The sequence below is a fragment of the Micromonospora sp. NBC_01412 genome (assembly GCF_045040215.1).
Classification (GTDB): domain Bacteria; phylum Actinomycetota; class Actinomycetes; order Mycobacteriales; family Micromonosporaceae; genus Micromonospora; species Micromonospora rubida.
The window spans coordinates 2,193,784-2,220,119 of the sequence record NZ_CP109528.1 but is presented as its reverse complement, the minus strand read 5'-3'; the positions used below and the strand labels follow the sequence as shown (position 1 = coordinate 2,220,119).

Sequence of the window (26,336 nt, the reverse complement as noted above, 5' to 3'; positions counted from 1 at the left end):
AATGAAGGTATTAGTTGATCGGATCACGCGATGAGTGCCGTGCGACCGTTTCCTACCTCACCGCGGCTTCCCAAACACGATCATCTCTGATGAAATCGCGGCCGTGCCGCGCGCGGCGCTGTCCGCTGCACCGGCCACGGGTCGGCGGTTCAGGCGTGGAAGATACGACGGAGGCGATGTCGTGAGCACCGGACCTACGACCCTGCCCGAGAGCGGCGAGTCGGACGAGCGGAGTCGACGTCGTCGACTGCCGCGCCTACGCGACGCCCGGATCCGCTCGAAGCTGGCGCTGATCCTGGTGGTGCCGGTCGCGGCGGTGATCGCGCTCGCCACCGTTCGGCTGATCTCGACCGGTGAGGGCGCGCTCGAGGCGACCCGGCTGCGGTCGCTGACCGAGCTGTCGATCGACGTCTCCGCACTCACCCAGGACTTGCACAAGGAACGGATGGCCGCGGCCAGCTACCTGGCCACGCCGGGGCAGCGACCCGACGCGTACAACCTGCGGGTGCGCAGCACGGACGCCCGGATCGAGGAGTACAACGCCGAGCGCGGGCGGGTCGGCGACGTCCCGGCTGCGGTGCGGGACCGGCTCAAGGTCATCGAGGACCACCTGACGACGCTGAACAGCACCCGGCAGGAGGTCCTCGACCGTCAGCAGATGGCGGTGGCCGAGGCCGCGCTGCGCTACGGGGTCATCCTCACCGACCTGGTCTCCTACGGCGACACGCTGGCCCAGCTCCCCGGTCAGGAGAGCCTTGCGGACACCCGCCGGGCGGTGGCCGCGTTCGCCCACGCCAAGGCGGCGGTCGCTGAGGAGGAGGCGGTCACCTACACCGCGCTCACCGCCGGCAGCCTCGACGAGGAGCAGTTCTCCTCGTTCGTGGCCACCCTGACCAGCCAGCAGGAGGCCCTGCTCTCCTTCTCGCTGGCCGCCGACCCGACCCAGCGGGCCCTCGTCGACAGCACAGTCTCCGGTGACGCGGTGACGCTCGCCGACCGGGTGGCCGCCGACCTGACCCGGTCGGTCGGGCAGGCCCCGCTGGTCTCCGCTGCCGATGCCACCGCCTCCATCGGCGCGGTCAACGACCTGATGCGGTGGGCCGAGATCCGGCTCCAGGACCGCCTGCTCGCCCAGACCGAGGAAGCCCGCTCGAACGTCATCCAGCAGGCGGTCATCGAGTCGGTGCTGGTGCTGCTGACCCTGATCGTCGCCGTCACGCTGGCCGTGGTGCTGGCCCGGTCGCTCAACCACTCGCTGCGCCGGCTGCGCGAGGGCGCCCTGTCGGTGGCCAACCACGACCTGCCCGACGCGGTCGCCCGGCTGCAGAACATCGGCAACGTCGGCGACGGCGGCGTGGAGGAGATCGTCCGGCAGGTCCGCGACCCGATCAAGCTCAACACCCGCGACGAGGTCGGCCAGGTCGCGCTGGCGTTCAACGTCGTCCACCGGGAGGCGGTCCGGGTGGCCGCCGAGCAGGCCGCGCTGCGGACCAGCGTCTCGGCGATGTTCCTCAACCTGGCCCGGCGCAGTCAGACCCTGGTCGACCGGATGATCGGCGAGCTGGACGCGATCGAGCGTGGCGAGGAGGACCCGAAGCGCCTCGCTCAGCTCTTCGAACTCGACCACCTGGCCACCCGAATGCGCCGCAACGACGAGAACCTGCTGGTGCTCGCCGGTGCGGACTCGGCGGTGCCGCGCCGCGACGACGCCCTGCTGATCGACGTCCTGCGGGCCTCCCAGTCCGAGGTCGAGCAGTACAACCGCATCGAGTTCGGCACCGTCGACACCGACATCTCGGTGGCCGCGCACGCCGTCAACGACGTCGTGCGCCTGGTCGCCGAGCTGCTCGACAACGCCACCCGCTTCTCGCCACCGAACACGGTGGTGGTCGCCGACGGCCGGCGGATCCGCGACTACGTGCTGATCCAGGTCGAAGACCGGGGCCTCGGGCTCACCGACGAGCAGCTCGACTCGCTCAACCGCCGGCTCGCCGGCCCGTCCACGGTCGACGTGGCCGCGTTCCGGCTGATGGGTCTGGCCGTGGTGAGCCGCCTTGCGTCCCGGTACGGCATCCGGGTGGAGCTGCGGCGCAACGTGGAGGGCGGCACCGTCGCCCAGGTGACGTTGCCCAGCTCGACCGTGGTGCTGCCGTCGCTGCGTGGCCGCGAGCCGGCCCCGGCGCCGCTGACCCCGCCGCGCCAGCCCGCCCAGATCGAGCAGACGCCGCTCACCCCGATGGGCCTCGACTCGCCGCTCACCGGTGCCGGCCGCACCGCCACGCTGAACGACCAGTGGCGGACCTCGGCCCCGACGCCGGCCCGTTGGCAGGTGCCCGGCGACTCCCGGGATGCCGCACCGGCCATGCCGTTCGGCACGCCGGCCACGCCGTTCGGCACGCCGGCCGTCGCCCAGCCGGCGGCTCCGGCCATCGCGCCGGCACCCCTGGGGCAGCCGCCCGCCCCGACGCAGCCGGCGTTCACGCCCGGCGGCGGGTTCTCGGTGGGCAGCCCGACCGTGGCGTTCCCGACGATCGATCCGCTGCCCCGGCGGACACCCGGCGGGGAGGCCGCCCAGCCGGCAACCCCCACCGCCGCGGCCCCCGCCACGCCGGTACTGCCCGGTGGTCCGGTCGCCGGGACGACGCCGACCGTTCCCGTCGTGTCGGCAGCCCCGGCCACCCCGGTGGTCGCCCGTCCGGCCCAGCCGGCCGAGGCGCCGATCTTCCGGGAGATGGAGGCGGTCTGGTTCCGGTCGCACGGCGACGACGTGACCGCGATCTTCCAGCGGCCCAAGTTCGACGAGGAGCCGCCTCCGGCCAAGGTTCCCGCCGCGCCCCGGCCACCGCTGCCCACCCGTACGCCGGGGGCCACCCCAGCGGACGGTACGGCCACGGCGCCACCGCCGCCGGCGTACACCCCGCCGGTGGCCCCGCCCGCGGCGCCGGCCGCGACCGGGCCGGTGGCAGCCACCCCGCCGGCGATCGATCCCGAGGCCTGGCGGACAGCCGCCGACGATGGCTGGTCGCGGGCCAGCCAGGCGGCCGAACCGACCGCGTCCGGGACCACCCGCTCCGGCCTTCCGAAGCGGGTCCCGCAGGCGCAGCTCGTTCCCGGCGGGATCGAACAGAAGAGCAGCCGGGACCGCAGCCGGCGCACCCCCGACGAAGTTCGCGGCCTGCTGTCGGCATACCACCGCGGTGTGCAGCGCGGACGGACGGTCGGCGCGGACCAGAACAGCACCCCGACCAAGGAGACGAGCCGATGAACAGGCCAGCGGCCATGCAGGACATGGGTTGGCTGCTCACCAACTTCGCCGACAGCGTGGCGGGCATCGCCCACGTGGTGGCGGTGTCCGCGGACGGGCTGCTGCTGGCCTCGTCGCGGGACCTCCCCACGGACCGGGCCGACCAGCTCGCGGCGATCACCTCCGGTGTGGTGAGCCTTACCGAGGGCGCGGCCCGCATGTTCAGCGCCGGCGGGGTGCTCCAGACAGTCATCGAGATGGACAGCGGTTACCTGTTCCTCATGTCGATCAGCGACGGCTCGTCGATGGCCGTGCTCGCCGCCCGCAGCTGCGACGTCGGCCAGGTCGGGTACGAGATGGCACTGCTGGTCGAACGGGTGGGCGCCGCACTGGTGCCGCTGCGGCGGGACGCGGTGCGCTCTTAAAGCGCCGGGGCGACACGGATGGACTGACTGGGTGTCGAGGGACGGCACCCACCGGAGGAGGTGATCGCGGATGGACCAACGACGGGAAGACCCGCGCGGCGCGTTGGTGCGTCCGTACGCGGTCACCCGTGGCCGTACCGAGCCGCGGCAGGACATCGCGCTGGAGGCGGTGCTGACGGCCAGCCCCACGGCGGTCGCCGAGTCCCGGTTCGCCGGCCACGACAAGCACCGGATCGCCACGATCTGCGAGGGCCGGCCCCAGTCGCTGGCCGAGGTCGCCGCGTACACCCGGATGCCGCTGGGCGTCGCCCGGGTGATCATCGCCGACATGGTGGCCGAGGGCCTGCTGACGCTACACACTGCCGCTCCGCCCGAAGGGTACGAGGAGCGGATGGAAATTCTTGGAAGGGTGCTAAGTGGACTTCGCAGGCTATGACCCCGCCGGGGCACGCCGCAACCGCGGGATCACCTCCGCGAAGATCGTGGTTGCGGGCGGCTTCGGCGTGGGCAAGACGACCCTGGTCGGCGCGGTCTCGGAGATCACTCCGCTGACCACCGAGGCAGTGATGACCGCGGCCGGCGTCGGGATCGACGACCCGTCGAAGGTGCCGGGGAAGCAGACCACCACGGTCGCCATGGACTTCGGCCGAATCACCATGGCCGAGGACCTGATCCTCTATCTCTTCGGCACACCCGGCCAGACCCGGTTCTGGTTCATGTGGGACGAGATCATCAAAGGCGCGGTGGGCGCGGCGGTGCTGGTCGACACCCGCCGGATCACCGACGCGTTCGCCCCGCTGGACTACTTCGAGAACCGCCGCCTGCCCTACGTGGTGGCGCTGAACCGGTTCGACAACGCGCCGCAGTACGAGCTGGAGGAGGTCCGCGAGGCCCTCGCCATCTCGCCCCACGTGCCGCTGATAATGACCGACGCCCGGCACCGGGATTCGGTGAAGCAGGTGCTGGTCACGGTCGTCGAGCACGCGATGCTGCGCCTCCAGGCCGAGCACGGTCGCGGCTACCCGACCCCGGTCGGCTGACATACGTCGGCGGTGGCCCGGATCGTCAGGGCCGCCGCCGACGTGGTCGTCCCCGGTCGGCTGACGGTGGTCGTCCCCGGTCGGGTGCCGGCGTGGTCGGCCACGGCCAGGCTATCGGCGTGGTCGTTGGCCAGGGCCCGGCTGCCGGCCACGCGTCCCGGGGCGCGCTGGGTCACCTGCGGCGAGGGTCAGTCCACCCGGAGCCGGTAGCCGCGCTTGATCACCGTCTGCACCACCCGGGGGGCGCGCAGGCCGGCCCGGAGGCGGGCCACCGCCATCTCCACCGCGTGCTCGTCCGCGCCGCGCGGCAGCGTCCGCAGCAGGGCGGTACGGGAGAGCACCCGCCCCGGTGACGTGGCCAGCGCCCGCAGCACCGCCATCGGGGCGGGGGCCAGCGGACGCAGCTCCTCGTCGATCACAGCCGCGTGCCCGCGCAGGGTCAGCAGGTGCCCGTCCGCCCTGATGGTGACCGTGCGCCGGGGCAGCTCGTCCACGATTGTCCGCACCAGCGCGCCGAGCCGGGCGCGGCTCGGCGCGCTGACCGGCACCCCGCGGCGGACCAGGGGCTCGGCGGTGACCGCGCCGACGCAACTGGCCAGCACGTCGCCCCGCAGCGCCTCCAGCACCGTCTCGGTACGGTCCCCGGCGGCGTGCAGCAGCGCCTCGGCGGCCGGGGCGGAGGTGAAGGTGACCGCGTCGACCAGCCGCCCGGCGACCAGGTCGATCAGCCGGTGCAGCGGCGCCGGGTCGGTCGGCGGGGCCCACCGGTAGACCGGCACCTCGATGACCGTGGCACCGGCCTCCTCCAGCGCGGTGGTGTACTCGGGCTGCCGATCGCCGTGCAACTGCATGCCGACCACCTGCCCGGCCACCCCGCGCCGGACCAGGTGCTCGACGACCTCCTCGCAGCTCTCCGAGTCCGGTGACCACCGGTCGCGCAGGCCTGCGGCGCGGATCGCATTCCGCGCCTCCGGCCCTCGGGCCACCACGTACGCCCGCGACAGCACGCCACGTAGCGGCTCGCTCAGCCCCCAGCCCTCGGCCGCCTCCAGCCAGCCGCGCATTCCGATGCCGGTGTTGGCCATCAGCACGTCCGGCGGGTGGTTCAGGCAGGCGCGGGTCGCCTCGCGCAGCTCGGTGTCGTCGGTCAGCGGCACGATCCGCAGGGCCGGCGCGATCACGACCCGCGCCCCGTGCCGTCGCAGCAGCGCGGCCAACTCGTCGCGCTGACTGTCGGCGGTCACCCCGATGGTGAAGCCGGCCAGTTCGTGGGGCATCACCCCTCCCGTCTCAGCCGCGCCTCGACCAGGCCGTCACGGCACCGCACGTCGTGCCGGGGAACGGACGCCCCGGCCAGGGGGAGGCGGGCGCCGGTGCGCAGTGCGTACACCTGTCTGTGTGGGGGTGGGGCGACGGTGGGCGTCCTGTTCCGGCTGGCCACGGTCCTCCGGGGCGGCACGTACACCCCGGCCTTGTCCCAGCCCGCCGGGCGCAGCTCGCCGGTGGCCGTGTCGCGTACCGGTGGGGTGGTCAGCCGGCCGGGGTGGTCCAGCAGCTCGGCGGCGGCCCAGCCCCTCTGGCAGAGCCTGCCCTCGCCCCGGCCGGCGGTCTCGCGCTGGAGGTCGCAGTACGGGCAGTGCGCCGCCGCCTCCCGGGCTCGGTTCTCCGGTCGAGTCGTCGGCCGTTCACCGTCTGTCATGTCGGGAAAGCGTGCCGCCGGGCAGTTTCGGCTCCGGGTCCCGTTTGTTTCGGTCCTGTCAAGACCGCCTCACACGCCCCCGGCGGTCACCCCGGACTCCGACTTCTGATCCGCCCGGACCCTCCCGGAGCCGACCGACCGTCCCGGTCCCGCGCACTTTCAGGGAAAGTGTGGCCTCGGAGCGTGAGGAGGCAACGCTTTCCCCGAAACTGCGCGAGGTCGGGGGCGTGGGTGCGGGGTGCGAGCGGGCGTGGGGCGGGCGTGGGCGGATTGGGGACTTGTGGTGGTTTGGTGGGTTCGGCGGTGGGTGGTAGGTGGGATGACCGGCGGTCATACCGAGAGGTAGTCTGGGCGGCATGACTGCCAAGGTGACGTTGTCGTTCTCCGACGAGACGATCGAGGATGCGCGTCGGTTCGCCAAGCGGGAGGGGCTGTCGCTCTCCGCCTGGATGGACCAGGCCGCCCGCGAGAAGGCGCTGCGTGAGGTCTTCACCGCGCACGCCGCCGCCGTCGGTCGCGCCGGGCTGGATCTGGAGGCGGCGGCCCTGGCAGATGCCCGCGAGGTGGGGATGGTCGACGACGCGCTGTTCGGGGGGCGTCCGCGTGCTGCGTAGGGGAGAGGTCTGGCGCATCGAGGGCGCCCGGGAGCGGCTCGGTCTGGTGATCAGTTCCGACGTCTACAACTCCACCGACGTGCCGATCGTGATCGTGGCCGAGGTGGTCGAGACGGTGCTGCTGCGCGACTCCCCGCTGGCCGTGCCGATGGGCGGGTACGTGGTGATGCCCGACCGGCTCTCCTCGCCGATGAAGAAGTGGTTCACCGAGTGCGTGGAGGTGGCCGACACCGATACGATGCTCCGGGTCGGGCGTGCACTGCGCATACTCCAGGAAATCTGACCGGAACTCTGCGCGCCGCGCATGTGACAGAGATCATGATGGCGGTGCGTGGAGGGCGGGAACGACCCCCGTTTTGACCTGCGGAGGTACCCCCGAGTATCGTTGCCTGCTGTTGTACGACATCCAGAGGCGTGCCGCATCAGGTACGCTTGGTCGTTCGTGCGCGCCTGGTCAACTCGGCGCGCGACCCCAGACCGACGACGAGACAAGGTAGACCTGTGCGTACGTACAGCCCGAAGCCGGGTGAGATCGAGCGTCAGTGGCACGTTATCGACGCCTCTGATGTCGTGCTGGGCCGCCTGGCGACCCACGCCGCCACGCTGCTGCGTGGTAAGCACAAGCCGACTTTCGCGCCGCACGTCGACACGGGCGACTTCGTCGTCATCGTGAACGCGGGCAAGGTCGCGCTGACCGGCAACAAGCGTCAGACCAAGGTTGCCTACCGCCACTCGGGTTACCCGGGCGGCCTGAAGCAGATCGGCTACGAGGAGTTGCTCAGCAAGCGTCCCGAGCGGGCCGTCGAGCTGGCCGTGAAGGGGATGCTCCCGCACAACAAGCTCGGCCGTCAGCTGATCCACAAGCTGAAGGTCTACGCCGGTGCCGAGCACCCGCACGGCGCGCAGCAGCCGGCGCCGTTCGAGATCAAGCAGATCGCGCAGTGAGCGCGGGCGAAGGAAGCAGCATGACCGACATCACCGAGACCGAGGTCGCCCCCGAGGCCACCGAGGCGCCGGCGCCCGTCGCCCGCGCCCCCCGTGGCGACCGGCCGATCCAGACCGTCGGCCGGCGCAAGCAGGCCATCGTCCGGGTGCGCATCGTCCCGGGCACCGGCAAGATCACCTGCAACGGCCGTGACCTCGAGGCGTACTTCCCGAGCAAGGTGCACCAGCAGCTGATCAAGGACCCGCTGGTGACCGCCGAGAAGCCCGAGGCCTTCGACGTCATCGCCAACCTGCGTGGCGGCGGCACCACCGGCCAGGCCGGTGCGCTCCGGCTGGGCATCGCCCGGGCGCTGATCGTCAACGAGCCGGACGACCGCCCGGCTCTGAAGAAGGCCGGCTTCCTGACCCGTGACGCCCGGGTCAAGGAGAGCAAGAAGTACGGCCTCAAGAAGGCCCGTAAGGCTCCTCAGTACTCGAAGCGCTGATCATCAGCGGCACGTTGTACTTCTGACGGACGGCCGGGTCCACCTCCCCTCGACGGGAGGTGGCCCGGCCGTTTCGCTTTCCTGTTGTGCACCATTTCCTCGGAGGTTGGCGGGTATGGGCCGGTTGTTCGGCACGGACGGCGTACGCGGGCGGGCGAACGCGGATCTCACTCCCGAGCTGGCGCTCGCGGTGGCGGTGGCCGCCGCCCACACACTCGCCGAGACGGACCGGAGCCATCCGCCGCTCGCGGTGGTCGGTCGGGACACCCGGGCCAGCGGCGAGATGCTGGAGGCCGCCGTGGTGGCCGGGCTCACCAGTGCAGGTGCCAACGTGGTCCGGGTCGGCGTGCTGCCTACCCCGGCCGTGGCGTTCCTCACCGCCGAGACCAAGGCCGACCTGGGCGTGATGCTCTCCGCGTCGCACAACCCGATGCCGGACAACGGCATCAAGCTGTTCGCCGCCGGTGGGCACAAGCTGCCCGACGAGATCGAGGAGCGGATCGAGGCGGCCGTCGAGGCGAACGCGGCCACCGCGTGGGACCGGCCGACCGGCGCCGGGGTGGGGCGGGTGCACGACCTGCTCGACGGCGCCGACCACTACGTCCAGCACCTGACCGGCACCGTGCCGCACCCCCTCGACGGGATCAAGGTCGTGGTCGACTGCGCCAACGGCGCCGCGGCCGACGTCGCGCCCGTGGCGTACCGGGAGGCCGGCGCCGAGGTGATCGCCATCCACGCCGAGCCGGACGGCCTGAACATCAACGACGACTGCGGCTCCAACCACATCGACGCCCTGCGTGAGGCCGTGGTCGAGCACGGCGCGCACCTGGGCATCGCCCACGACGGCGACGCCGACCGGTGCCTCGCGGTCACCGCCGACGGGGTCGAGGTCGACGGCGACCAGGTGATGGCGATCCTCGCCCTGGCCATGCGGGACGCCGGCACGCTCACCGGGGACACCCTGGTCGCCACCGTGATGAGCAACCTCGGCCTGCGGCTGGCCATGTCCGCGCAGGGCATCCGGCTGGTCGAGACCAAGGTCGGCGACCGGTACGTCCTGGAGGAGCTGCGCGCCTCCGACCTCGCCCTCGGCGGCGAGCAGAGCGGGCACATCGTCATGCCGGCCTACGCCACCACCGGCGACGGCGTGCTCACCGGGCTGCACCTGATGGCCCGGATGGCAGCCACCGGGAAGTCCCTCGCGGAGCTGGCCGCCGTGGTGACCAAGCTGCCGCAGGTGCTGATCAACGTGCCGGTCGGGGACCGTTCGGTGGGCGCCGCCGCGCCGGCCGTCCGGGCCGAGGTGGAGCGGGCCGAGGCGGAGCTGGGCGAGACCGGCCGGGTGCTGCTGCGCCCCTCGGGCACCGAGCCCCTGGTGCGGGTCATGGTCGAGGCCGCCACCGAGCAGACCGCCCGCGAGGTCGCCGAGCGCATCGCCGAACGGGTCCGCGTGGCGAGCCCCACCCCCTGACCCCCACTGCCCCACCACCCCCGCCTCCGCCCCGCGCTGTAGATCTCGGAGGGAAACGGCCCCTCCGGGGGCCACATTCTTCCAAGATCTGCAGCGCGGCCAGCGTCAGGTCGCCGCCAGCCGGCGGAGCTGGCCGGCGTACGCGTCGGTCACCCGCCGACCCCCATCCGGCGCAGCCGGGCGACCGCCTCGGTGAGCACCTCGGGCCGTTTGCAGAAGGCGAACCGGACCAGCCGCCGGCCCGCCTCGGCGTCGTCGTAGAACACCTGGGTCGGCACGGCCACCACCCCGCAGCGCTCCGGCAGCGCCCGGCAGAAATCCACCCCGTCCCGCCCGCCGAGCCCGGTGATGTCGGCGGTGACGAAGTACGTCCCCTCCGGGGTGAGCACGTCGAAGCCGGCGTCGGCCAGCCCGGCGACGAGCTGGTCCCGGCGGGCCCGCATGCCGGCCGCGAAGTCGGCGAAGTACCCGTCCGGCAGGGCGAGGGCCACCGCCACCGCCGGCTGCAACGGGGCGGCGTTGACGAAGGTGAGGAACTGCTTGACCCGCAGCACCGCCGACACCAGCGGGGCGGGGCCGCTGACCCAGCCGACCTTCCAGCCGGTGCAGGAGAACGTCTTGCCGGCCGAGGAGATCCGCAGGGTGCGCTCGCGCATCCCGGGCAGGGTGGCCAGCGGCACGTGGGGCGCGGCGGCGTCGCCGAAGACCAGGTGCTCGTACACCTCGTCGGTCACCGCGTACGCGTCGTGCTCGCGGCACAGCGCGGCCACCAGGGCCAGCTCGTCGGGGGTGAAGACCTTGCCGGTCGGGTTGTGCGGCGAGTTCAGCAGCACCAGCCGGGTCCGCGGCCCGAACGCGGCGCGCAGGGCGTCCGGATCGAAGGCGTACCGGCCGTCCGGTCCCGGACGCAGGGTCACCGGCCGCCGGACCGCGCCGGCGAGAGCGATCGAGGCCGCGTACGAGTCGTAGTACGGCTCGAAGCAGACCACCTCGTCGCCCGGCTCGCAGAGGGCGAGGATGCTCGCGGCGATCGCCTCGGTTGCTCCGGCGGTGATCACGATCTCGCCGTCCGGGTCGTACTCCAGGCCCCAGAACCGGCGCTGGTGGCCGGCTACGGCGGCGCGCAGCGCGGGGATGCCCGGACCGGGCGGGTACTGGTTCTGCCCGCCGCGCAGCGCCTCGGCGGCGGCGGCGAGCATCTCCGGCGGGCCGTCGGTGTCCGGGAACCCCTGGCCCAGGTTGACCGCGCCGGTGCGCACGGCCAGGGCGGACATCTCGGCGAAGATGGTCGTCCCGAACGGCCGCATCCGGGCCACCAGCGGGTCGACGTCGGTGGGCGTCGTCACCCGCGTCAGCCTACGGGCCGCGCCCGGCCACGCCCACCCTCAACCGGTCGAGCAGGTGGTGCGCCAGACTGCCGTGGTCGTGTCGGTCACCGGTGGGCCCGCCCCGGTGACCGACAGCCGGCAGGTGAGCGGTTCGTTCTCGCCGTAGGGCCGGGTGGCCTCCACCATGACCCGGCTCTGCCCGTTGGTCCTGATGGTGGTCCGCCAGGGCAGCTTCGCGCTGTCGACATGGATCAGGTCGCTGTCGGCGTCGAAGTACGCGACGTCGGCCCGGCCGCCCCCGGTGACCTCGTAAACCACCGTCGCCGGAGCCGGGCCGGCGGTCGGCCGGGTCACCGGCTTCTTCGACGGGTCGGCGGGGAAGGTGGGCGGGTCGACCGGCTCGTCCTCGTCGTCGTCGTCGTACCAGGGGTCGCCTGCTGTCGTCTCGTCGTCGTCGTACCAGGGGTCGCCTGCTGTCGTCCCGTCCTCCGCTGCGATGGTGACGAGCCCGCCCAGGCCGACGCAGCAGCACAGCCCGAGCACCATGACGGCCACCAGCCCGATCACGAGCGCGATCACCTTCGCGTCGCCGCCCGAGCGGGTGGGCGGCTGCCCCGGGTATGCGAACGGCGGTGGATAGCCGGCCGGGGGCCAACCGGCCTGCGCGGGGTTTCCCCCGGCGGGCCAGCCGGGCTGGGTGGGGCCGGGCTGGGTGGGAGGCCACCCCGCCGGGACGTACCCCGACCGGGGCTGCCCGCCGGGGAGAGATCCGCCCGCCGCCGACGCCTCCGCGGTGGCGGCGGGCGGGAGACCCGCGTCGCTCGCCGCCGACGGGTCCCACGGCATCGGCGCCGCCCACGGCTTCGGTGGGGCGAGCGGGCCGAGGGGTGCCCACGGTGCGGCGCCCGGTGTCGAGGGCACCGGGGCCGGGGGGAGGCCCGGGACGGAGGAGGGTGCCTGGTCCGGCGCGGGCGTCGGAGGGCCGGCGGGGTCGGTGCCGGGGGACTGGCTCGGCTCGGGGGTCGACGACGCCTCGGACATCGGAGGGCTCCGGGGAAGGGACGCGGACGTTGCCGCGGAGGGAGCGGGTATGCCGGGGACCGTTACCGAGACCGGCTCCCCGCGAGGAGGCCCTCAATGTACGCGTCCGGTCCGCCCGGCGGGCCCCTGCTGGTGGGTGCCGTCCGGCCGGAACAGAGGGCCCAGGGGCAGGGAGGTTCGTCCCCGAGACCGCCACGCCTCGCCCGTTCGCTCAAATTCAGTGCTTGTTTACCCGGCTTCTGCGCACGTGCGATGAGCGAAGCTGGGTTAGGCTGCGGACCATGTGTGGAATCGTGGGTTACGCCGGCGCGCGCCCGGCGCTCGGCATCGTGCTCGACGGCTTGCGCCGCCTGGAGTACCGCGGCTACGACTCGGCCGGCGTGGCCGTCGTGTGCGATGCCGAGCTGCTGACCGAGAAGAAGGCGGGCAAGCTGGCCAACCTGGAGAAGCTGCTGGCCGAGCGCGCCGCCGTCGACCCCGAGGGCTGCGCCGCCAGCCCGATCGGCATCGGCGACGGCACCACCGGCATCGGCCACACCCGCTGGGCCACCCACGGCGGCCCCACCGACCGCAACGCCCACCCGCACGTCGCCCCCGACGGCCGGGTCGCCGTGATCCACAACGGCATCATCGAGAACTTCGCCAAGCTCCGCACCGAGCTGGAGGACGCCGGCGTCCAGTTCAGCAGCGACACCGACACCGAGTGCGCCGCCCACCTGCTCTCCGCCGCGCTGGCCGAGTTGCGCGCCGCCGGCGAGCCGGACGGCCCGGGGCTGCTCGTCGCCGCGATGCGTGTGGTCTGCCAGCGCCTCGAAGGGGCGTTCACCCTGCTGGCCGTCGATGCCGCCGTGCCCGGCGCGGTGGTCGGCGCCCGGCGCAACTCCCCCCTGGTGGTGGGCCGGGGCGACGGGGAGAACTACCTCGCCAGCGACGTCGCCGCGTTCATCGAGCACACCCGCGACGCGATCGAGCTGGGCCAGGACCAGATCGTCCTGATCACCCCCGACTCCGTCGAGATCACCGACTTCGCCGGCCATCCGGCCACCGGCAAGGACTTCCATGTCGACTGGGACTCCTCGGCCGCGGAGAAGGGCGGCTACGACTGGTTCATGCTCAAGGAGATCGAGGAGCAGCCGCAGGCCGTCGCCGACACCCTGCTCGGCCGGCTCACCGCCAGCGGCGAGATCATGCTCGACGAGGTCCGCCTCAGCGACCAGGACCTGCGCGACGTGGACAAGATCTTCATCGTCGCCTGCGGGACCGCCTACCACTCCGGCCTGGTCGCCAAGTACGCCATCGAGCACTGGACCCGGATTCCCTGCGAGGTGGAGCTGGCCAGCGAGTTCCGCTATCGCGACCCGGTCCTCGACCGGTCCACGCTGATCGTGGTGATCTCGCAGTCCGGCGAGACCATGGACACGCTGATGGCGCTGCGGCACGCCAAGGAGCAGAAGGCCCGGGTGCTGGCCATCTGCAACACCAACGGCTCGACCATCCCACGCGAGTCCGACGCCGTCCTCTACACCCACGGCGGGCCGGAGATCGCCGTCGCCTCCACCAAGGCGTTCCTCACCCAGCTCGTGGCCTGCTACCTGATCGGGCTGCACCTGGCCCAGGTGCGCGGGATCAAGTTCGCCGACGAGGTGGCCGCCGTGGTGGACCAGCTCCACCAGATGCCCGCCAAGCTGCGTGAGCTGCTGGACCGGATCGAGCCGGTGCGCGAGCTGGCCCGGGAGATCCGCAACGAGCCCACGGTGCTCTTCATCGGTCGGCACGTCGGCTACCCCGTGGCCCTGGAGGGTGCGCTCAAGCTCAAGGAGCTGGCGTACATGCACGCCGAGGGGTTCGCCGCCGGAGAGCTCAAGCACGGCCCGATCGCCCTGATCGACCAGGGCACCCCGGTGATCTGCATCGTGCCGTCGCCGGTCGGCCGGGGCATGCTGCACGACAAGGTCGTCTCCAACATCCAGGAGGTCCGCGCCCGGGGCGCCCGGACGATCGTGATCGCCGAGGAGGGCGACGAGGCCGTGGTGCGCTACGCCGACCACCTGATCCGCGTGCCCCGCACGCCGACGCTGCTCGCCCCGCTGGTGACCACCGTGCCGTTGCAGGTGCTCGCGGCGGAGATCGCCGCCGCCCGGGGCCACGACGTCGACCAGCCCCGCAACCTGGCCAAGTCCGTCACCGTCGAGTAACCGCCCGCCGGGATCGGCCCCCTCCGCCCGCCGGAGGCAGGGGGCCGCTGCGGGTCCCGGGGCACACATCGTCGCTGTCACCGGCCCAGGACGACGCGGGCCATGCCGTCCAGGGCGGGATTGCCCTGGTCCCAGTAGCCGGTGTGGCCGTACCGGCCGCTGGGGAAGGTGCGGCCGCCGAAGCCCGGGTCGGCCGGGTCGTGCCCGAACCACAGCGCGTGGTCCTCCCGGGCGGTCAGCACCGCCGCCAGCGGGCTGAGCCCGCGCAGCACGCGGCGGGGCAGCTCGTCGGGGGCAGGTGCCAGCCGGATCGCGTCGTCCGGCGCGGTGCTCGCCCAGACCTCGCCCGAGGGCAGGCGCAGCCCGTCGGCCCGGTCCACGCCCACCCCGGGGGAGCCCACGAACACCAGCGCGTCGGCGGCGAGACCGTGATCCCGGGCGGCGGTGCCGACGACCAGTGAGCCGTAGCTGTGCCCGAGCACCGTCTGCCGGGCCGGCGGGCCGTCGTGGGTGGCCCGCAGGCCCTCCTGGAACCGGTGCAGCGCCGGGCCTGCGTCCCGCGCCTGGCCGGGCAGGACAGCCTCGTGCAGGAAGTCCGGCGCGTCGTAGTCCAGCCAGAGCACCGCCGCCGTCGCCCCCGTCGGGTCCAGCGCCGCGCACCGGGCCTGCACCCGGCCCGCCCGGCCCAGCTCCCCGGTGGCGTCGGCGAGGCCGGCGGTCATCCCCGGGACGTACGTCAGCACGCGGTCGGCCCGGTCGGGGTCGCCCAGCGCCACGATCGCCCGGCCCTCGCCGCCCGGGTCGAGCCCCAGCAGGTACGCGCGCGGCTGCCCGCCGCCGGCCAGCCGGGCGGTCAGCGCGTCCAGGCCGGCCAGGGTCGCCCCCACCCGCGCCAGCCCGGCAGTCTCCACCGGCCCGTGCGGCCACCGGGCCACCAGCCGCCGCCGCTCGGCCAGCAGCACCTCCCGCCACCGGCCGACCAGCAGCCGGTTCGCCTGGTCCCGCGCCGCCGCCGGCACCCCGTCGAGCCGGCCGACCAGCTCCGGCTCCCGGGCCACCAACCAGCGGCGCTGCGCCGGGGTGAGCCCGGCCCACCAGGCCCGGACGGTCGACGGGTCGGCGCCGGGCGTCGGCCGCCAGGGCGGGGGCGGGGCCACCCAGCCCGCCCGGGCCGCCGCGGCCAGCTCGTCGAGCCGGCCGGTAGCCTCCCGGTCGGCCGCGTCGGCCAGCGCGAGGGCGGTGGTCACGGCGGCGGCCACCCGCGCCACCGGCGGGCCCGGGGCACCCGGCCGGGCGCCCGAAGGGTCCACACTCACCCGCCCCCGCCGGTCGATGCTTACTCCACCGGCCTCGGCCAGGGCGGCCGCCTCGGCCAGCCCGGCCCTGGCCCGGCGCAGCCGCCCGGCCAGCTCGGCGAGCACCTGGTCGGTCTCGATCAGCGCCGGCGCGAGGGCGGCCAGGTCGGCCCGGAAGGCGGCGATCCGCCCGCCGGCAGCCCCGGCGGCGGCGCCCGTCCACCCGGCGCGCAGCGCCCCGGCAGCCCCGGCCAGCTCGGCCGACCGCCGGTCGACCAGCCCGGTCAGCCCCCGCCAGGCGGTCCCGGCCGCCGCCCAGCCGACCGGGTCGGCCGCCCACAGCCGGGCGTAGCCCTCGCCCCCGGCGGGGGCACCCACCGCCCCGCCCACCGCCCCGCCCACCGCGCCGGCGTGCCCCGCCGACGCGTTCACCGACGCGCTCACCGGGGCAGGACCGTCAGCCGGCGGGCCGCCCGCTCGTCGGCCGTCTCGTAGCCTTCGGCGGCGGTGGACAACGCCTGCCCGGCGGCGGCCACCCGCGCGCCGAGGCCGCCGCACCAGACATGCACCGCCGACTCCAGGGCGGCCAGGGCGGGCGCCGACCGCCACCCGGGCGCCCGCACCACCAGGCCGGGCACCCCGGCCAGCCCGTGCCCCAGCCGGTACGCGTCGGCGTCGAGCGCCCGGGCCACCTCCCGCAGCAGCTCGGGGCGGACGGTGAACGGCTCCTCGCGCATCGGTGCACTCCTCCGGCTCGGTGCCGTCGACGGGCGACGGGGACTCCTCGATCGCGAAAGGCGACGGGCGAGGCCGCCACCGCGACGGACGATGGCGACGACGTTAGGTGGCCCCGGTGCCGGCCGGCACGCCCTGTGGACAACGGGCTCTGGCCCGTACCCCCGGGTTGTCCACAGGTGTTGCCCACAGCCGGACCCATGGCTAATCTGCGGCGTCCTCCGCCAGTAGGGTGAGGCGGTGATCGTCGCTGTCGGTATCGACGTCGTCCTGGTCGAGCGGTTCGCCAAGGCGCTGGCGCGGACGCCGTTGCTCGCCGACCGGCTGTTCACCGAGGCCGAGCGATGCACCGCCGCCAGCGACCCGCGAACCCGGGACCGGCACGGGCGGTACGGACGGGACGGGGTGGCATGAAACCGGTGTGGCGGGTCGCGGACGTACGGGCGGCGGAGGCCGGGCTGATGGCCACCCTTCCCACCGGGACGCTGATGCAGCGGGCCGCAGCGGGGCTGGCCCGCCGCTGCGCGATGCTGCTCGCCGACCGGGGCGGGGTGTACGGCGCCCGGGTGCTGCTGCTGGTCGGCACCGGCGACAACGGCGGCGACGCCCTGTACGCCGGGCAGCGGCTGGCCCGCCGGGGTGCCGCCGTCTCTGCCCTGCTGCTCACCCCCGGGCGGGCGCACGCCGAAGGGCTGGCCGCGCTGCGCGTCGCCGGGGGCCGGCTGGTGGACCGCCCGCCTGCGCAGGTGGACCTGGTGCTGGACGGGATCGTCGGGATCGGCGGCACCGGCGGGCTGCGCGAGGCGGCCGACCGGCTCGCCGCCGAGCTGCCCGGGCTGCGCGGCCGGGACGGCGTGCGGGCCGCCGTGGTCGCCGTGGACGTGCCGAGCGGGGTCGCCGTCGACACCGGTCACGTGCCCGCGGCAGCCTCCGGCCGGCCGAACGCGGTCCGCGCCGACGTGACGGTGGCGTTCGGCGCGCTGAAGCCGGCGCTGGTGGTCGGCCCGGCCGTGGCGCTGGCCGGCCAGGTCGAGCTGGTCGACATCGGGCTGGGGCCCTGGCTGCGCGGCACCCCCGCGCTGCGGGTCACCGAATGGTCCGACGTCGAGCAGTGGTGGCCGGAGCTGGGCCCGACCTCGGAGAAGTACACCCGGGGGGTGGTCGGCCTGGCGACGGGCTCGGCGGCGTACCCGGGAGCGGCGGTGCTCTCCGTCGGCGGCGCGCTCGCCGGGCCGACCGGCCTGGTCCGGTACGCCGGGAGCGCCCGCGACGACGTGCTGCGCCAGCATCCCTCGGTGATCGCCAGCGGGCGGGTCGCCGACGCCGGCCGGGTGCAGGCGTGGGTCTGCGGTTCCGGCCTCGGCACCGGCGAGGAGGCGGCGGCCGAGCTGCGCGCGGTGCTCGCCGCCCCGGTGCCCGTGGTGCTCGACGCCGACGCGTTGACCCTGCTGGTCGACGGGTCGATGGCGGACCGGCTGCGCAAGCGGGACGCCCCGATCGTGGTCACCCCGCACGACCGGGAGTTCCGCCGGCTCTGCGGCGAGGAGCCCGGGGCGGACCGGGCCGCAGCAGCGCTGCGGCTGGCCGCCTGGATGAACGCGGTGGTGCTGCTCAAGGGGGACCGCACGATCGTCGCTACCCCCGACGGCCGGGCGTACGTCAACCCGACCGGCACTTCCGCGCTGGCCACCGGGGGCACAGGCGACGTGCTCGCTGGGCTGCTCGGTTCACTGCTGGCCGCCGGGTTGGCCCCGGAGCGGGCGGCCGCCGCGGCGGCGTACCTGCACGGGCTGGCCGGCCGGGAGGCGGCCCGCGGCGGGCCGGTGACCGCGCCCGACGTGGCCGCCGCCCTCCGCCCGGTCGTCGCCCGGCTGCCCTGACCTCGGGCCCGCCGCGCCGTTCGTGGCGGCTCCGGCCCGGGTTGATCATGTCAGTAAGTAGGGTGGGGGCATGTGGCAGTCCGAGGTGCGGGTTGATCTTGACGCGATCCGGGAGAATGTGACCCGGCTGCGGGCCGGGACCAGTGGCGAGCTGATGGCGGTGGTCAAGGCCGATGGGTACGGCCACGGCATGCTCCCCTCGGCCCGCGCGGCGCTCGACGCGGGGGCCGACTGGCTCGGCGTCTGCACCCTGGACGAGGCGCTGACCCTGCGCCGGGCCGGGGTGACCGCGCCCGTGCTGGCCTGGCTGCTCGCCCCGGGCCTGCCGCTGCACGAGGGCGTCGCCGTCGGGGTGGACCTGGCCGCCGCGAGCCTGCCCCAGCTCGACGAGATGATCGAGGCGAGCCGGCGGGCGGGCCGCCCGGCCCGGCTGCACCTGAAGATCGACACCGGTCTGGCGCGCGGCGGCGCCACCGTTGCCGACTGGCCGGCGCTGCTGGAGGCCGCCGCGAAGGCCCAGGCCGACGGCCTGGTCGAGGTGGTCGGCGTGTGGAGCCACTTCGTGTACGCGGACCTGCCCGGCCACCCCACCACCGATCGTCAGCTCTCGGTCTTCCACGAAGGGCTGGACATGGTCGAGCGGGCCGGGCTGCGCCCGCGCTACCGGCACCTGGCCAACTCCGCCGCCACCCTGACCCGCCCCGACACCCACTTCGACCTGGTCCGGCCGGGGATCGCGATCTACGGGCTCTCCCCGGTGGCCGGCGAGCGGTTCGGGCTGCGCCCGGCGATGACCGCCCGGGCCCGGGTCATGCTCACCAAGCGGGTCCCGGCCGGCAGCGGCGTCTCGTACGGCCACACCTACCTCACCGAGGACGACGCCAACCTGGCCGTGGTGCCGCTCGGCTACGCCGACGGGGTGCCCCGGCACGCCTCGAACGCCGGCCCGGTGCAGCTCGCCGGCAAACGGCGGTCGGTCTCCGGCCGGGTCTGCATGGACCAGTTCGTGGTCGACTGCGGCGACGACCCGGTGGCCGCCGGCGACGTGGTGACCCTCTTCGGCCCCGGCGCCGACGGCGAGCCGACCGCCGACGACTGGGCCGACGCGGCCGGCACCATCAACTACGAGATCGTCACCCGGTTCGGCGGGGTCCGGGTGCCCCGCGTGTACGACGGCGAGCGGCCGTGATCGGGGTGGCGGCGTGAGCAGGTTCCGCATCCCCCGGCCGCGCACCGCCGCCGGCCGGGTCGCCGGCGTGCTCGGGGCCGCAGTCGGCGTCGCCGCCGCCGGGCTCGCGGCGGGCGTGGTGAGCGAACGCGCCCTGGTCCGCCGGCTCAAGACCGACCCCACTGACCCGTACGCCGACGAGGTCTTCGGCGCGCAGCCGTACGACGAGGCGTTCCGGCTGGAGCTGGCCGACGGCACCGACATCCACGTCGAGGTGGTCGAGCCGACCCGTCCCGTGGCCGGGCACCCGACGGTGGTGCTGGTGCACGGCTTCTGCCTGGACATGGGCACCTTCCACTTCCAGCGCAAGATGCTCACCGAGCGCGGCGACCACCGGATCGTCGCGTACGACCAGCCGGGCCACGGCCGGTCGGGGCGGCTGGAGACCGGCGAGTACGACCTCGCCGCGCTCGGCCGCACGCTGCGCCGGGTGATCGACCGGACCACCCCGGAGGGGCCACTGGTGCTGGTCGGCCACTCGATGGGCGGGATGACCATCATGGCGTTCGCCGAGCTGTACCCGGAGCTGTTCGGCGACCGGGTGGTCGGCACGGTGCTGATGGCCACCTCCGGCGGGCTGCTGGCCGAGACGAGGCTGGTGGCCCCTGCCCTGCTCGGGCGGGTCAGCTCGCCGGTGCTCTACGTGATGAACAACGCCACCCGGTACGGCGGCACGGCCATCGACAAGGCCCGCAAGTCGGCCTCGAACATCGCCTGGCTGCTCACCCGCCAGTACGGCTTCGGCACCCCGAAGCCGAGCCCGGCCCTGGTGTCGTACGTCGAGGAGATGAACTCGCGCACCTCCGCCGACACGGTCACCCGCTACCTACGTACCCTGGCCACCCACTCCCGGTTCCCGGCGCTGGCCGCGCTGGGCGGCACCCCGGTGCTGGTGGTGGTCGGCGACAAGGACATGATCACGCCCGTGACGCACTCGGAGGAGATCGTCCGGCGGCTGCCGCACGCCGAGTTTGTCAAGATCCACGACAGCGGGCACGTGGTGATGCTGGAGCACGCCGACGAGGTCGACGCCGCCCTGGAACACTTCCTGGCGGCACTGTGAGCGCCGCCGGTGGTGGCCGTGCCGCCGGGCGTGCTCGTGCCGTCTGGGGTGGCGCGGTGAGGGTCGTCGCGTCGTCTGGGGTGGCGCGGTGAGCGTCGTCGTCACGTTGTCGACGGTCGAGGACACCCACGCGTTCGGCCGGCGGCTCGCCGGGGTGCTGCGCGCCGGCGACCTGCTGCTGCTCACCGGCCCGCTCGGCGCCGGCAAGACCGCGCTGACCCAGGGCATCGGGGCGGGCCTCGGGGTACGGGGCAACATCACCTCGCCGACCTTCGTGATCGCCCGGGTGCACCGCCCCGACCCGGCGCGCGGTGGCGTGGTGGCGCTGGTGCACGCGGACGCGTACCGGCTCGGGGACGCCGCAGATCCGCGCGCGGAGATCGACGACCTCGACCTGGACGCCTCGGTCGACGACTCGGTCACCGTGGTCGAGTGGGGGGAGGGGTTGGTCGAGCAGCTCGTCGATGCCCACCTGCGGGTCCGCATCGACCGACGCGACGACGACACCCGGACCATCGAGCTTGACCCGGTCGGCGGCGACTGGCCCGCCCGGCTCACCACCCTTCCCTGACCCGCCCCGCCCCCGCCCGCCCCGCCCCCGCCCGCCCCGCCCCCGCCCGCCCCGCCCCCGCCCCCGCCCCCAAGATCGTGCAGTTTCCCGGAAAGAGTGGCTATCGTCCGTCGTGAGGCCACTCTTTCCGGGAAACTGCTCCCGCTGCCCGTCGACGGGCAGCGACGGGAGCCCGTACTCCCGTGCCGGGGTGTCGGACGGGGCTGGTAGGAAGGGGGCCGACCGACTGCGAAAGGTTGCCGATGCCCGACGACGCCCCCGCCCTCGACCTGCTCGCGCTGCTGCCCGACGAGTGGCGCGCCGTGCTCACCCCCCATCTCGACCAGGCCCGCACCGCTGCGCTGGCCGAGTTCGTCGCCGGGGAGTACGCCACCCAGACCGTGTTCCCGCCGGTCGAGGACCTGTTCTCCGCCTACCGGCTGTGCGGGCCGCAGGAGTGTCGGGTGCTGATCCTGGGGCAGGACCCGTACCACAAGGCCGGGCAGGCGCACGGGCTGAGCTTCAGCGTCCGTGAGGGGGTGTCGGTCCCACCGTCGCTGCGCAACGTCTTCAAGGAGTTGGGCGAGGACCTGGGCGTGGCGAAGCCGCGCGGCGGCAACCTCGACGGCTGGGCGGCGCAGGGCGTGCTGTTGCTGAACTCGGTGCTGACCGTTCGGCAGGCCACCCCCGGCTCGCACGCCAACAAGGGGTGGGAGGAGTTCACCGACGCCACCATCCGGGCGCTGGACGCCCTCGACCAGCGGGTGGTCTTCCTGCTCTGGGGCGGGTACGCCCGCAAGAAGGCCGCCCTGGTCACCAACCCGCAGCACGTGGTGCTGGAGGCCGGCCACCCCAGCCCGATGAACCCGCGCGGCTTCCTGGGCAGCCGCCCGTTCAGCGCGACCAACAAGGCCCTCGCCGACGCCGGCCTGCCGACCATCGACTGGGAGCGGTCCGCCAGCTGATCCGGCCCGCACCACGCTGAACCGAACCGTGCTGAATCGCGCCGGACCGTGCCGGATCGTTCGCCGTACGGTGCCGGACCGTGCCGGACCGTGCCGGACCGTTCGCCGTACGGTGCCGGATCGGTCGTCCATTGCGACGGCGACCGATCCGGCTACGCGTGGGCCAGATCCGTGCCGGTCCAGGTCTGTCCCGGTCCCGATCCGCCTCCGGATCGGCCCGATCCGCCCCCCAAACCGTCCCGGTCCGTCCCGGCGCCGGTTGTGTCGAGCCGTTCCTCCGGCGTCATCGCCGTCGGGTCCCGAACCGGTCTGCTGCCGAGCCGCCGTGGCCCTCGGCCGCTCAACTGGCCGCCTCCAACGAGGGCACGTGTGAAGTGAGGCGGCGATCACTGTCCGCTGTAGGCTTCCCGGGACCCGGTGACTCCGCGATCGGAGGCGTCCCATGGCGACGACGGCGACCATCAGCCCGCAGCAGTGGCAGAGGGCCAGGGAGGCGCTGGAGCAGGCCACCGCTCGGTTTGTCCGGCTGGTCGAGACGGTCGACCGGCCGGACACCATGGTGACCGCGCACTGGTCAGTGGCGGACACTGTCGCCCACCTGGTCTCGGTCGCCTGGTGGTACGCGACCAAACTCGCCCCCGACCATCCACCATTGCCGATCCCCGGCCTCGGCGCCCAGCTCCCGACCGTCACCGTGGACACCATCGCTGACGTCAACGACCTGATACTGCGGCACCTGACCGACCGGTCACCCCGGCCGCTGCTGGATCGGTTCCAGGCCGACGTGGACAAGATCCTCCGGATCACCGCCGATCGCCGCCCGGACGAGCTGCTCAGCTGGTTCGGTGATGCCCGCGCGCCCCTCGCCGGTCTTTTCGCCCATCTGGTCAACGAGCTGCTCGTGCACGGCTGGGACATCGCCCGCGCGACCGGCCGGCCGTGGAAGATGCCCGGCTCGGAGGCCGTGCTCTTCTTCGAGGTCTTCCTGGTCAACGTGCTCCGCGCCGGCTACGGACACCTGCTCGACAACGATGAGGCGCCCCGGGAACGTCCGATCACCGTCGAGTTCCGGTCCGCGTACTGCACCGACATCACCCTCGTCCTGCACCGGGGTGCGGTGACAGTCGCCGCCCCGGGCACCCCGCCGGACGTCCGGGTCCGGTTCGACCCGGCGGCGCTCAACCTGATGCTGTTCGGCCGGGTCAGCCGGGTCCGTACGGTGCTCGCCGGCAAGCTCGCCCTCCGGGGCCCCCGCCCCTGGCTCCTCTTCCCATTCCTCCGAGTCCTACGAGCCCCAAGCTAACCCCACCCCCCACCGCCCCCGCCCCACCGCCCCCCGTCGCGTCTCCTGCCGCGGTGATCAAGAGGTTTGCGTCAAATTCGCGCCCGGAGCTGACGCAAACCTCTTGATCACCGCGCCGAGGGGCGGCGCCGAGGGGCGGTGGGGGGTGGTGGGGGGTTGGTGGGGGGACGCGGCGGGGCGGTTAGGGTGGCGTTCGTGCTCGTACTGGTGCTGGACTCCTCGACCCCTGCGGTGACCGCAGCGCTGGTGGAGGTCACGGCCGACGGCGTGGCGGCGCGGGCGCAGCGCCGCACCGTCGACGCCCGCGCGCATGGCGAGCTGCTCGCGCCGCAGGTCGACGCGGTCCTCGCCGAGTTCGGCGCCCGCCCGGCCGACCTGGCCGCGATCGTGGTGGGGCTGGGCCCCGGCCCGTTCACCGGGCTGCGGGTGGGGCTGGTCACCGCCGCCACCATGGCCCAGGTGCTCGGCGTTCCCGCGTACGGCGTCTGTTCGCTCGATGGGATCGGCCACCCGGCGGCGGCCGGCGAGCCGGTCCTGGCGGCCAGCGACGCCCGCCGCCGGGAGGTCTACTGGGCGGTGTACGACGGCGCGGGCCAGCGGATCGCCGGCCCGGACGTGGACACCCCGGCGGTGGCCGCGCGGCGAGCCCGCGACCTCGGTGTCACCGCCGCAGTCGGTGACGGCGCGCACCGGTACGCCGAGGTGTTCGACCTGCCGCTGCGGGCCGAGCCCCGCTACCCGGATCCGACCGTGCTGGCCACGCTGGCGGCCGAGCGGATCCGCTCCGGTGCCCCCGGCGACCCGCTCACCCCGCTGTACCTGCGCCGCCCCGACGCCGTGGCGGCCACCGCCCGCAAACCGGCCCTGCCGTGAGCGCGAGGAGTGAGCTGGGTTCGCGAGCCCCGCAGGCGCGTGCCGAGGTGGCGCCGTGAGCGCGAGGAGTGAGCCGGGTTTGCGAGCCCCGCAGTCGCGTGCCGAGGTGGCGCCGTGAACCCCGCCGGGGTGCGGCTGGGACCGTTCCGCTGGTGGCACATCGACGAGGTGCTGCCGATCGAGGCGGACCTGTTCGGCGCCGAGCAGTGGTCGCCGGCGATGTTCTGGAACGAGCTGGCCAGCGGCCACTTCTACCTCGTCGCCACCGACGACGATGGCTCCCTGCTCGGCTACGCCGGGTTGGCCGTGGCGGCTCCGGACGAGGCGTGGGTGCAGAACATCGCCGTCCGCCGGGGAGCCCAGCGGCGCGGCGTGGGCCGGGCCCTGTTGGAGGCGCTGCTCGCCGAGGCCGCCCGCCGGAGCGCCCGCAGCACGCTGCTGGAGGTCGCGGCCGACAACGCCCCAGCCCAGCGGCTCTACGCGACGTACGGCTTCGAGCCGATCGGGGTGCGCCGCGGCTACTACCAACCGAGCAACACCGACGCGCTGGTCATGCGGCGCGAGCAGGACTGAGGAGACATGGCTGACGAACCGCTGATCCTCGGCATCGAGACCTCCTGCGACGAGACCGGGGTCGGCATCGTACGCGGGCACACCCTGCTCGCCGACGCGCTGGCCTCCAGCGTCGAGGAGCACGCCCGGTTCGGCGGCGTGGTGCCCGAGGTGGCCAGTCGGGCCCACCTGGAGGCCATCGTGCCGACCATGGACCGGGCACTCAGGGAGGCGGGGGTGACCATCGCCGATATCGACGCCATCGCGGTGACCTCCGGCCCGGGGCTGGCCGGCGCGCTGCTGGTCGGCGTCGCCGCCGCCAAGGGGTACGCGCTGGCGGCCGAGAAGCCGGTGTACGGAGTCAACCACCTCGCCGCGCACGTCGCCGTGGACACCCTCGAACACGGGCCGCTGCCCGAGCCGGCGATCGCCCTGCTGGTCTCCGGCGGGCACTCGTCCCTGCTGCTCGTCGACGACCTGGCCCGGGGGGTCACCCCGCTCGGGGCGACGATCGACGACGCCGCCGGGGAGGCGTTCGACAAGGTGGCCCGGCTGCTCGGCCTGCCGTTCCCCGGCGGGCCGTACATCGACCGGGAGGCCCGGGCCGGCGACGCCGCCGCCATCGGCTTCCCGCGCGGGCTCACCGCCGCGAAGGACCTCGCCAAGCACGAGTACGACTTCTCCTTCTCCGGCCTGAAGACGGCGGTGGCCCGCTGGGTCGAGGCCCGGCAGCGGGCCGGCGAGCCGGTGCCGGTGGCCGACGTGGCCGCGTCGTTCCAGGAGGCGGTCTGCGACGTGCTCACCACGAAGGCGCTGGCCGCCTGCCGGGCCCACGGGATCGATACGCTGGTGATCGGCGGGGGAGTGGCGGCGAACTCCCGGCTGCGGGTGCTCGCGGAGGACCGGGCTGCCAAGCTGGGCATCCGGGTGCGGGTGCCCCGGCCGAACCTGTGCACCGACAACGGGGCGATGGTGGCCGCGCTCGGCTCGCACCTGGTCGCCGCCGGGGTCGCGCCGAGCCGGCTCGACCTGCCGGCCGACTCGGCCCTGCCGCTGACCACGGTGAGCGTGTGACGGCTCGACGTGACGGCGAGGGGAGCGACGACGTGATCGTACGGATGTGGGAGGCGCGGGCGGAGGCCTACGGCTTCGCCGACCTGATCACCTGGGTCTGCGACACCGCGCTGCCCGAGTTCGAGCACGACCCGCTGCACCTGTCCAGCGAGGTGTTCAGCTCGACCGACCACCGGGTGGTGGTGATCTCGAAGTGGCGCAGCAGCCCTCGGCCGCTGCCCGACCCGCCCGCGACGCTGGTCGCCCGCCCGCCGCACTCGTGGGACTTCACCCAGGTCGACCGCTGACCCCGGTCAGCCCCCCGGTCAGCCCCCCGGTCAGGACAAGCCCG

Annotated in this window: 26 protein-coding genes and 2 pseudogenes; 21 read left to right on the top strand and 7 right to left on the bottom strand. The window is 74.1% G+C overall.

Going from position 1 to position 26,336, the window contains the following annotated elements:
• The first annotated feature begins 181 nt into the window (after positions 1-181).
• The 4 genes from OG617_RS09930 to OG617_RS09915 all read left to right on the top strand — a co-directional run bounded on the left by OG617_RS09930 (position 182) and on the right by OG617_RS09915 (position 4,709).
• Positions 182-3,265, top strand: a complete 3,084-nt coding sequence (locus OG617_RS09930; protein ID WP_405100664.1) for a nitrate- and nitrite sensing domain-containing protein — start codon at positions 182-184, stop codon at positions 3,263-3,265.
• A complete protein-coding gene (locus tag OG617_RS09925; protein ID WP_161685846.1) occupies positions 3,262-3,669 on the top strand; it encodes a roadblock/LC7 domain-containing protein in 408 nt (135 codons plus the stop codon). The genes OG617_RS09930 and OG617_RS09925 overlap by 4 nt, the downstream gene beginning before the upstream one ends.
• A gap of 70 nt (positions 3,670-3,739) precedes the next feature.
• The gene (locus OG617_RS09920) at positions 3,740-4,105 is read left to right on the top strand and encodes a DUF742 domain-containing protein (protein ID WP_117665135.1); all 366 of its coding nucleotides are present in this window, start codon (positions 3,740-3,742) and stop codon (positions 4,103-4,105) included.
• Complete coding sequence (locus tag OG617_RS09915) at positions 4,086-4,709, top strand: ATP/GTP-binding protein (protein ID WP_161685844.1); 624 nt, start codon at positions 4,086-4,088, stop codon at positions 4,707-4,709. The genes OG617_RS09920 and OG617_RS09915 overlap by 20 nt, the downstream gene beginning before the upstream one ends.
• Here OG617_RS09915 and OG617_RS09910 read toward each other — a convergent pair.
• The 3 genes and pseudogenes from OG617_RS09910 to OG617_RS09900 form a co-directional block, all read right to left on the bottom strand.
• The gene (locus OG617_RS09910; protein ID WP_405100661.1) at positions 4,688-4,885 is read right to left on the bottom strand and encodes a hypothetical protein; all 198 of its coding nucleotides are present in this window, start codon (positions 4,883-4,885) and stop codon (positions 4,688-4,690) included. The two genes, OG617_RS09915 and OG617_RS09910, sit on opposite strands and share 22 nt — an antisense overlap.
• Before the next feature lie 12 nt (positions 4,886-4,897).
• The gene (locus tag OG617_RS09905; RefSeq protein WP_405100659.1) at positions 4,898-5,986 is read right to left on the bottom strand and encodes a uroporphyrinogen-III synthase; all 1,089 of its coding nucleotides are present in this window, start codon (positions 5,984-5,986) and stop codon (positions 4,898-4,900) included.
• A 191-nt stretch (positions 5,987-6,177) separates the two neighbouring features.
• Positions 6,178-6,408 (bottom strand): annotated as a pseudogene (locus OG617_RS09900) (nitrite reductase); the annotation flags it as partial.
• Positions 6,409-6,764: 356 nt separating this feature from the next.
• Here OG617_RS09900 and OG617_RS09895 point away from each other — a divergent pair.
• The 5 genes from OG617_RS09895 (at position 6,765) to glmM (ending at position 9,923) form a co-directional block, all read left to right on the top strand.
• Positions 6,765-7,022 (top strand): DUF6364 family protein, encoded by a 258-nt coding sequence (locus tag OG617_RS09895; RefSeq protein WP_396677106.1) that lies wholly within the window; start codon positions 6,765-6,767, stop codon positions 7,020-7,022.
• On the top strand, positions 6,961-7,305 hold the full coding sequence (locus tag OG617_RS09890) for a hypothetical protein (protein WP_405100657.1): 345 nt from the start codon (positions 6,961-6,963) through the stop codon (positions 7,303-7,305). The genes OG617_RS09895 and OG617_RS09890 overlap by 62 nt, the downstream gene beginning before the upstream one ends.
• A gap of 218 nt (positions 7,306-7,523) precedes the next feature.
• Positions 7,524-7,967 carry a 50S ribosomal protein L13 gene (gene rplM / locus OG617_RS09885; RefSeq protein WP_405100655.1) on the top strand — a complete coding sequence of 148 codons (444 nt, stop codon included), beginning with the start codon at positions 7,524-7,526 and terminating at the stop codon, positions 7,965-7,967.
• 20 nt (positions 7,968-7,987) lie between these two features.
• Positions 7,988-8,452, top strand: a complete 465-nt coding sequence (gene rpsI / locus OG617_RS09880) for a 30S ribosomal protein S9 (RefSeq protein ID WP_396677100.1) — start codon at positions 7,988-7,990, stop codon at positions 8,450-8,452.
• Between the two features lie 115 nt (positions 8,453-8,567).
• On the top strand, positions 8,568-9,923 hold the full coding sequence (gene glmM / locus OG617_RS09875; protein WP_405100652.1) for a phosphoglucosamine mutase: 1,356 nt from the start codon (positions 8,568-8,570) through the stop codon (positions 9,921-9,923).
• Positions 9,924-10,072: 149 nt separating this feature from the next.
• On the opposite strand, the gene OG617_RS09870 is transcribed toward glmM, so the two are convergent.
• Together OG617_RS09870 and OG617_RS09865 are read right to left on the bottom strand one after the other, a co-directional pair.
• Positions 10,073-11,269 carry a pyridoxal phosphate-dependent aminotransferase gene (locus tag OG617_RS09870; RefSeq protein WP_405100650.1) on the bottom strand — a complete coding sequence of 399 codons (1,197 nt, stop codon included), beginning with the start codon at positions 11,267-11,269 and terminating at the stop codon, positions 10,073-10,075.
• Positions 11,270-11,308: 39 nt separating this feature from the next.
• Positions 11,309-12,292 (bottom strand): MmpS family transport accessory protein, encoded by a 984-nt coding sequence (locus OG617_RS09865; RefSeq protein ID WP_405100648.1) that lies wholly within the window; start codon positions 12,290-12,292, stop codon positions 11,309-11,311.
• Between the two features lie 281 nt (positions 12,293-12,573).
• Here OG617_RS09865 and glmS point away from each other — a divergent pair, with 281 nt between their 5' ends.
• Positions 12,574-14,487, top strand: a complete 1,914-nt coding sequence (glmS, locus tag OG617_RS09860) for a glutamine--fructose-6-phosphate transaminase (isomerizing) (RefSeq protein ID WP_405100646.1) — start codon at positions 12,574-12,576, stop codon at positions 14,485-14,487.
• Between the two features lie 77 nt (positions 14,488-14,564).
• Here glmS and OG617_RS09855 read toward each other — a convergent pair whose 3' ends face one another.
• Both OG617_RS09855 and OG617_RS09850 read right to left on the bottom strand, forming a co-directional pair.
• Positions 14,565-16,226: an alpha/beta hydrolase gene (locus OG617_RS09855; RefSeq protein WP_405100644.1), complete on the bottom strand. Its 1,662-nt coding sequence runs from the start codon at positions 16,224-16,226 to the stop codon at positions 14,565-14,567.
• A complete protein-coding gene (locus OG617_RS09850; RefSeq protein WP_405100642.1) occupies positions 16,223-16,519 on the bottom strand; it encodes a hypothetical protein in 297 nt (98 codons plus the stop codon). Before OG617_RS09850 ends, OG617_RS09855 begins: the two co-directional genes overlap by 4 nt.
• A 238-nt stretch (positions 16,520-16,757) precedes the next feature.
• Between OG617_RS09850 and OG617_RS09845 the strand changes: the two are divergent.
• The 11 genes and pseudogenes from OG617_RS09845 to OG617_RS09795 form a co-directional block, all read left to right on the top strand.
• A pseudogene (locus tag OG617_RS09845) lies at positions 16,758-16,889 on the top strand (holo-ACP synthase); the annotation flags it as partial.
• Positions 16,890-16,927: 38 nt separating this feature from the next.
• Positions 16,928-18,397 (top strand): NAD(P)H-hydrate dehydratase, encoded by a 1,470-nt coding sequence (locus tag OG617_RS09840; protein WP_405100640.1) that lies wholly within the window; start codon positions 16,928-16,930, stop codon positions 18,395-18,397.
• Between the two features lie 70 nt (positions 18,398-18,467).
• Positions 18,468-19,586, top strand: a complete 1,119-nt coding sequence (gene alr / locus OG617_RS09835; protein WP_405100638.1) for an alanine racemase — start codon at positions 18,468-18,470, stop codon at positions 19,584-19,586.
• A gap of 13 nt (positions 19,587-19,599) precedes the next feature.
• On the top strand, positions 19,600-20,688 hold the full coding sequence (locus OG617_RS09830) for an alpha/beta fold hydrolase (RefSeq protein WP_405100636.1): 1,089 nt from the start codon (positions 19,600-19,602) through the stop codon (positions 20,686-20,688).
• Positions 20,689-20,776: 88 nt separating this feature from the next.
• The gene (gene tsaE / locus OG617_RS09825) at positions 20,777-21,259 is read left to right on the top strand and encodes a tRNA (adenosine(37)-N6)-threonylcarbamoyltransferase complex ATPase subunit type 1 TsaE (RefSeq protein WP_405100634.1); all 483 of its coding nucleotides are present in this window, start codon (positions 20,777-20,779) and stop codon (positions 21,257-21,259) included.
• 242 nt (positions 21,260-21,501) lie between these two features.
• Positions 21,502-22,203 carry a uracil-DNA glycosylase gene (gene ung / locus OG617_RS09820; protein WP_405100632.1) on the top strand — a complete coding sequence of 234 codons (702 nt, stop codon included), beginning with the start codon at positions 21,502-21,504 and terminating at the stop codon, positions 22,201-22,203.
• Between the two features lie 442 nt (positions 22,204-22,645).
• Complete coding sequence (locus tag OG617_RS09815; protein ID WP_405100630.1) at positions 22,646-23,506, top strand: maleylpyruvate isomerase family mycothiol-dependent enzyme; 861 nt, start codon at positions 22,646-22,648, stop codon at positions 23,504-23,506.
• Positions 23,507-23,701: 195 nt separating this feature from the next.
• Positions 23,702-24,379, top strand: a complete 678-nt coding sequence (gene tsaB / locus OG617_RS09810) for a tRNA (adenosine(37)-N6)-threonylcarbamoyltransferase complex dimerization subunit type 1 TsaB (RefSeq protein WP_405100628.1) — start codon at positions 23,702-23,704, stop codon at positions 24,377-24,379.
• A gap of 129 nt (positions 24,380-24,508) precedes the next feature.
• Complete coding sequence (gene rimI / locus OG617_RS09805; RefSeq protein WP_405103601.1) at positions 24,509-24,952, top strand: ribosomal protein S18-alanine N-acetyltransferase; 444 nt, start codon at positions 24,509-24,511, stop codon at positions 24,950-24,952.
• 6 nt (positions 24,953-24,958) lie between these two features.
• Positions 24,959-26,005: a tRNA (adenosine(37)-N6)-threonylcarbamoyltransferase complex transferase subunit TsaD gene (gene tsaD / locus OG617_RS09800; protein ID WP_161685808.1), complete on the top strand. Its 1,047-nt coding sequence runs from the start codon at positions 24,959-24,961 to the stop codon at positions 26,003-26,005.
• 32 nt (positions 26,006-26,037) lie between these two features.
• Positions 26,038-26,292: a hypothetical protein gene (locus OG617_RS09795; RefSeq protein ID WP_117665155.1), complete on the top strand. Its 255-nt coding sequence runs from the start codon at positions 26,038-26,040 to the stop codon at positions 26,290-26,292.
• The last annotated feature ends 44 nt before the right edge of the window (positions 26,293-26,336 follow it).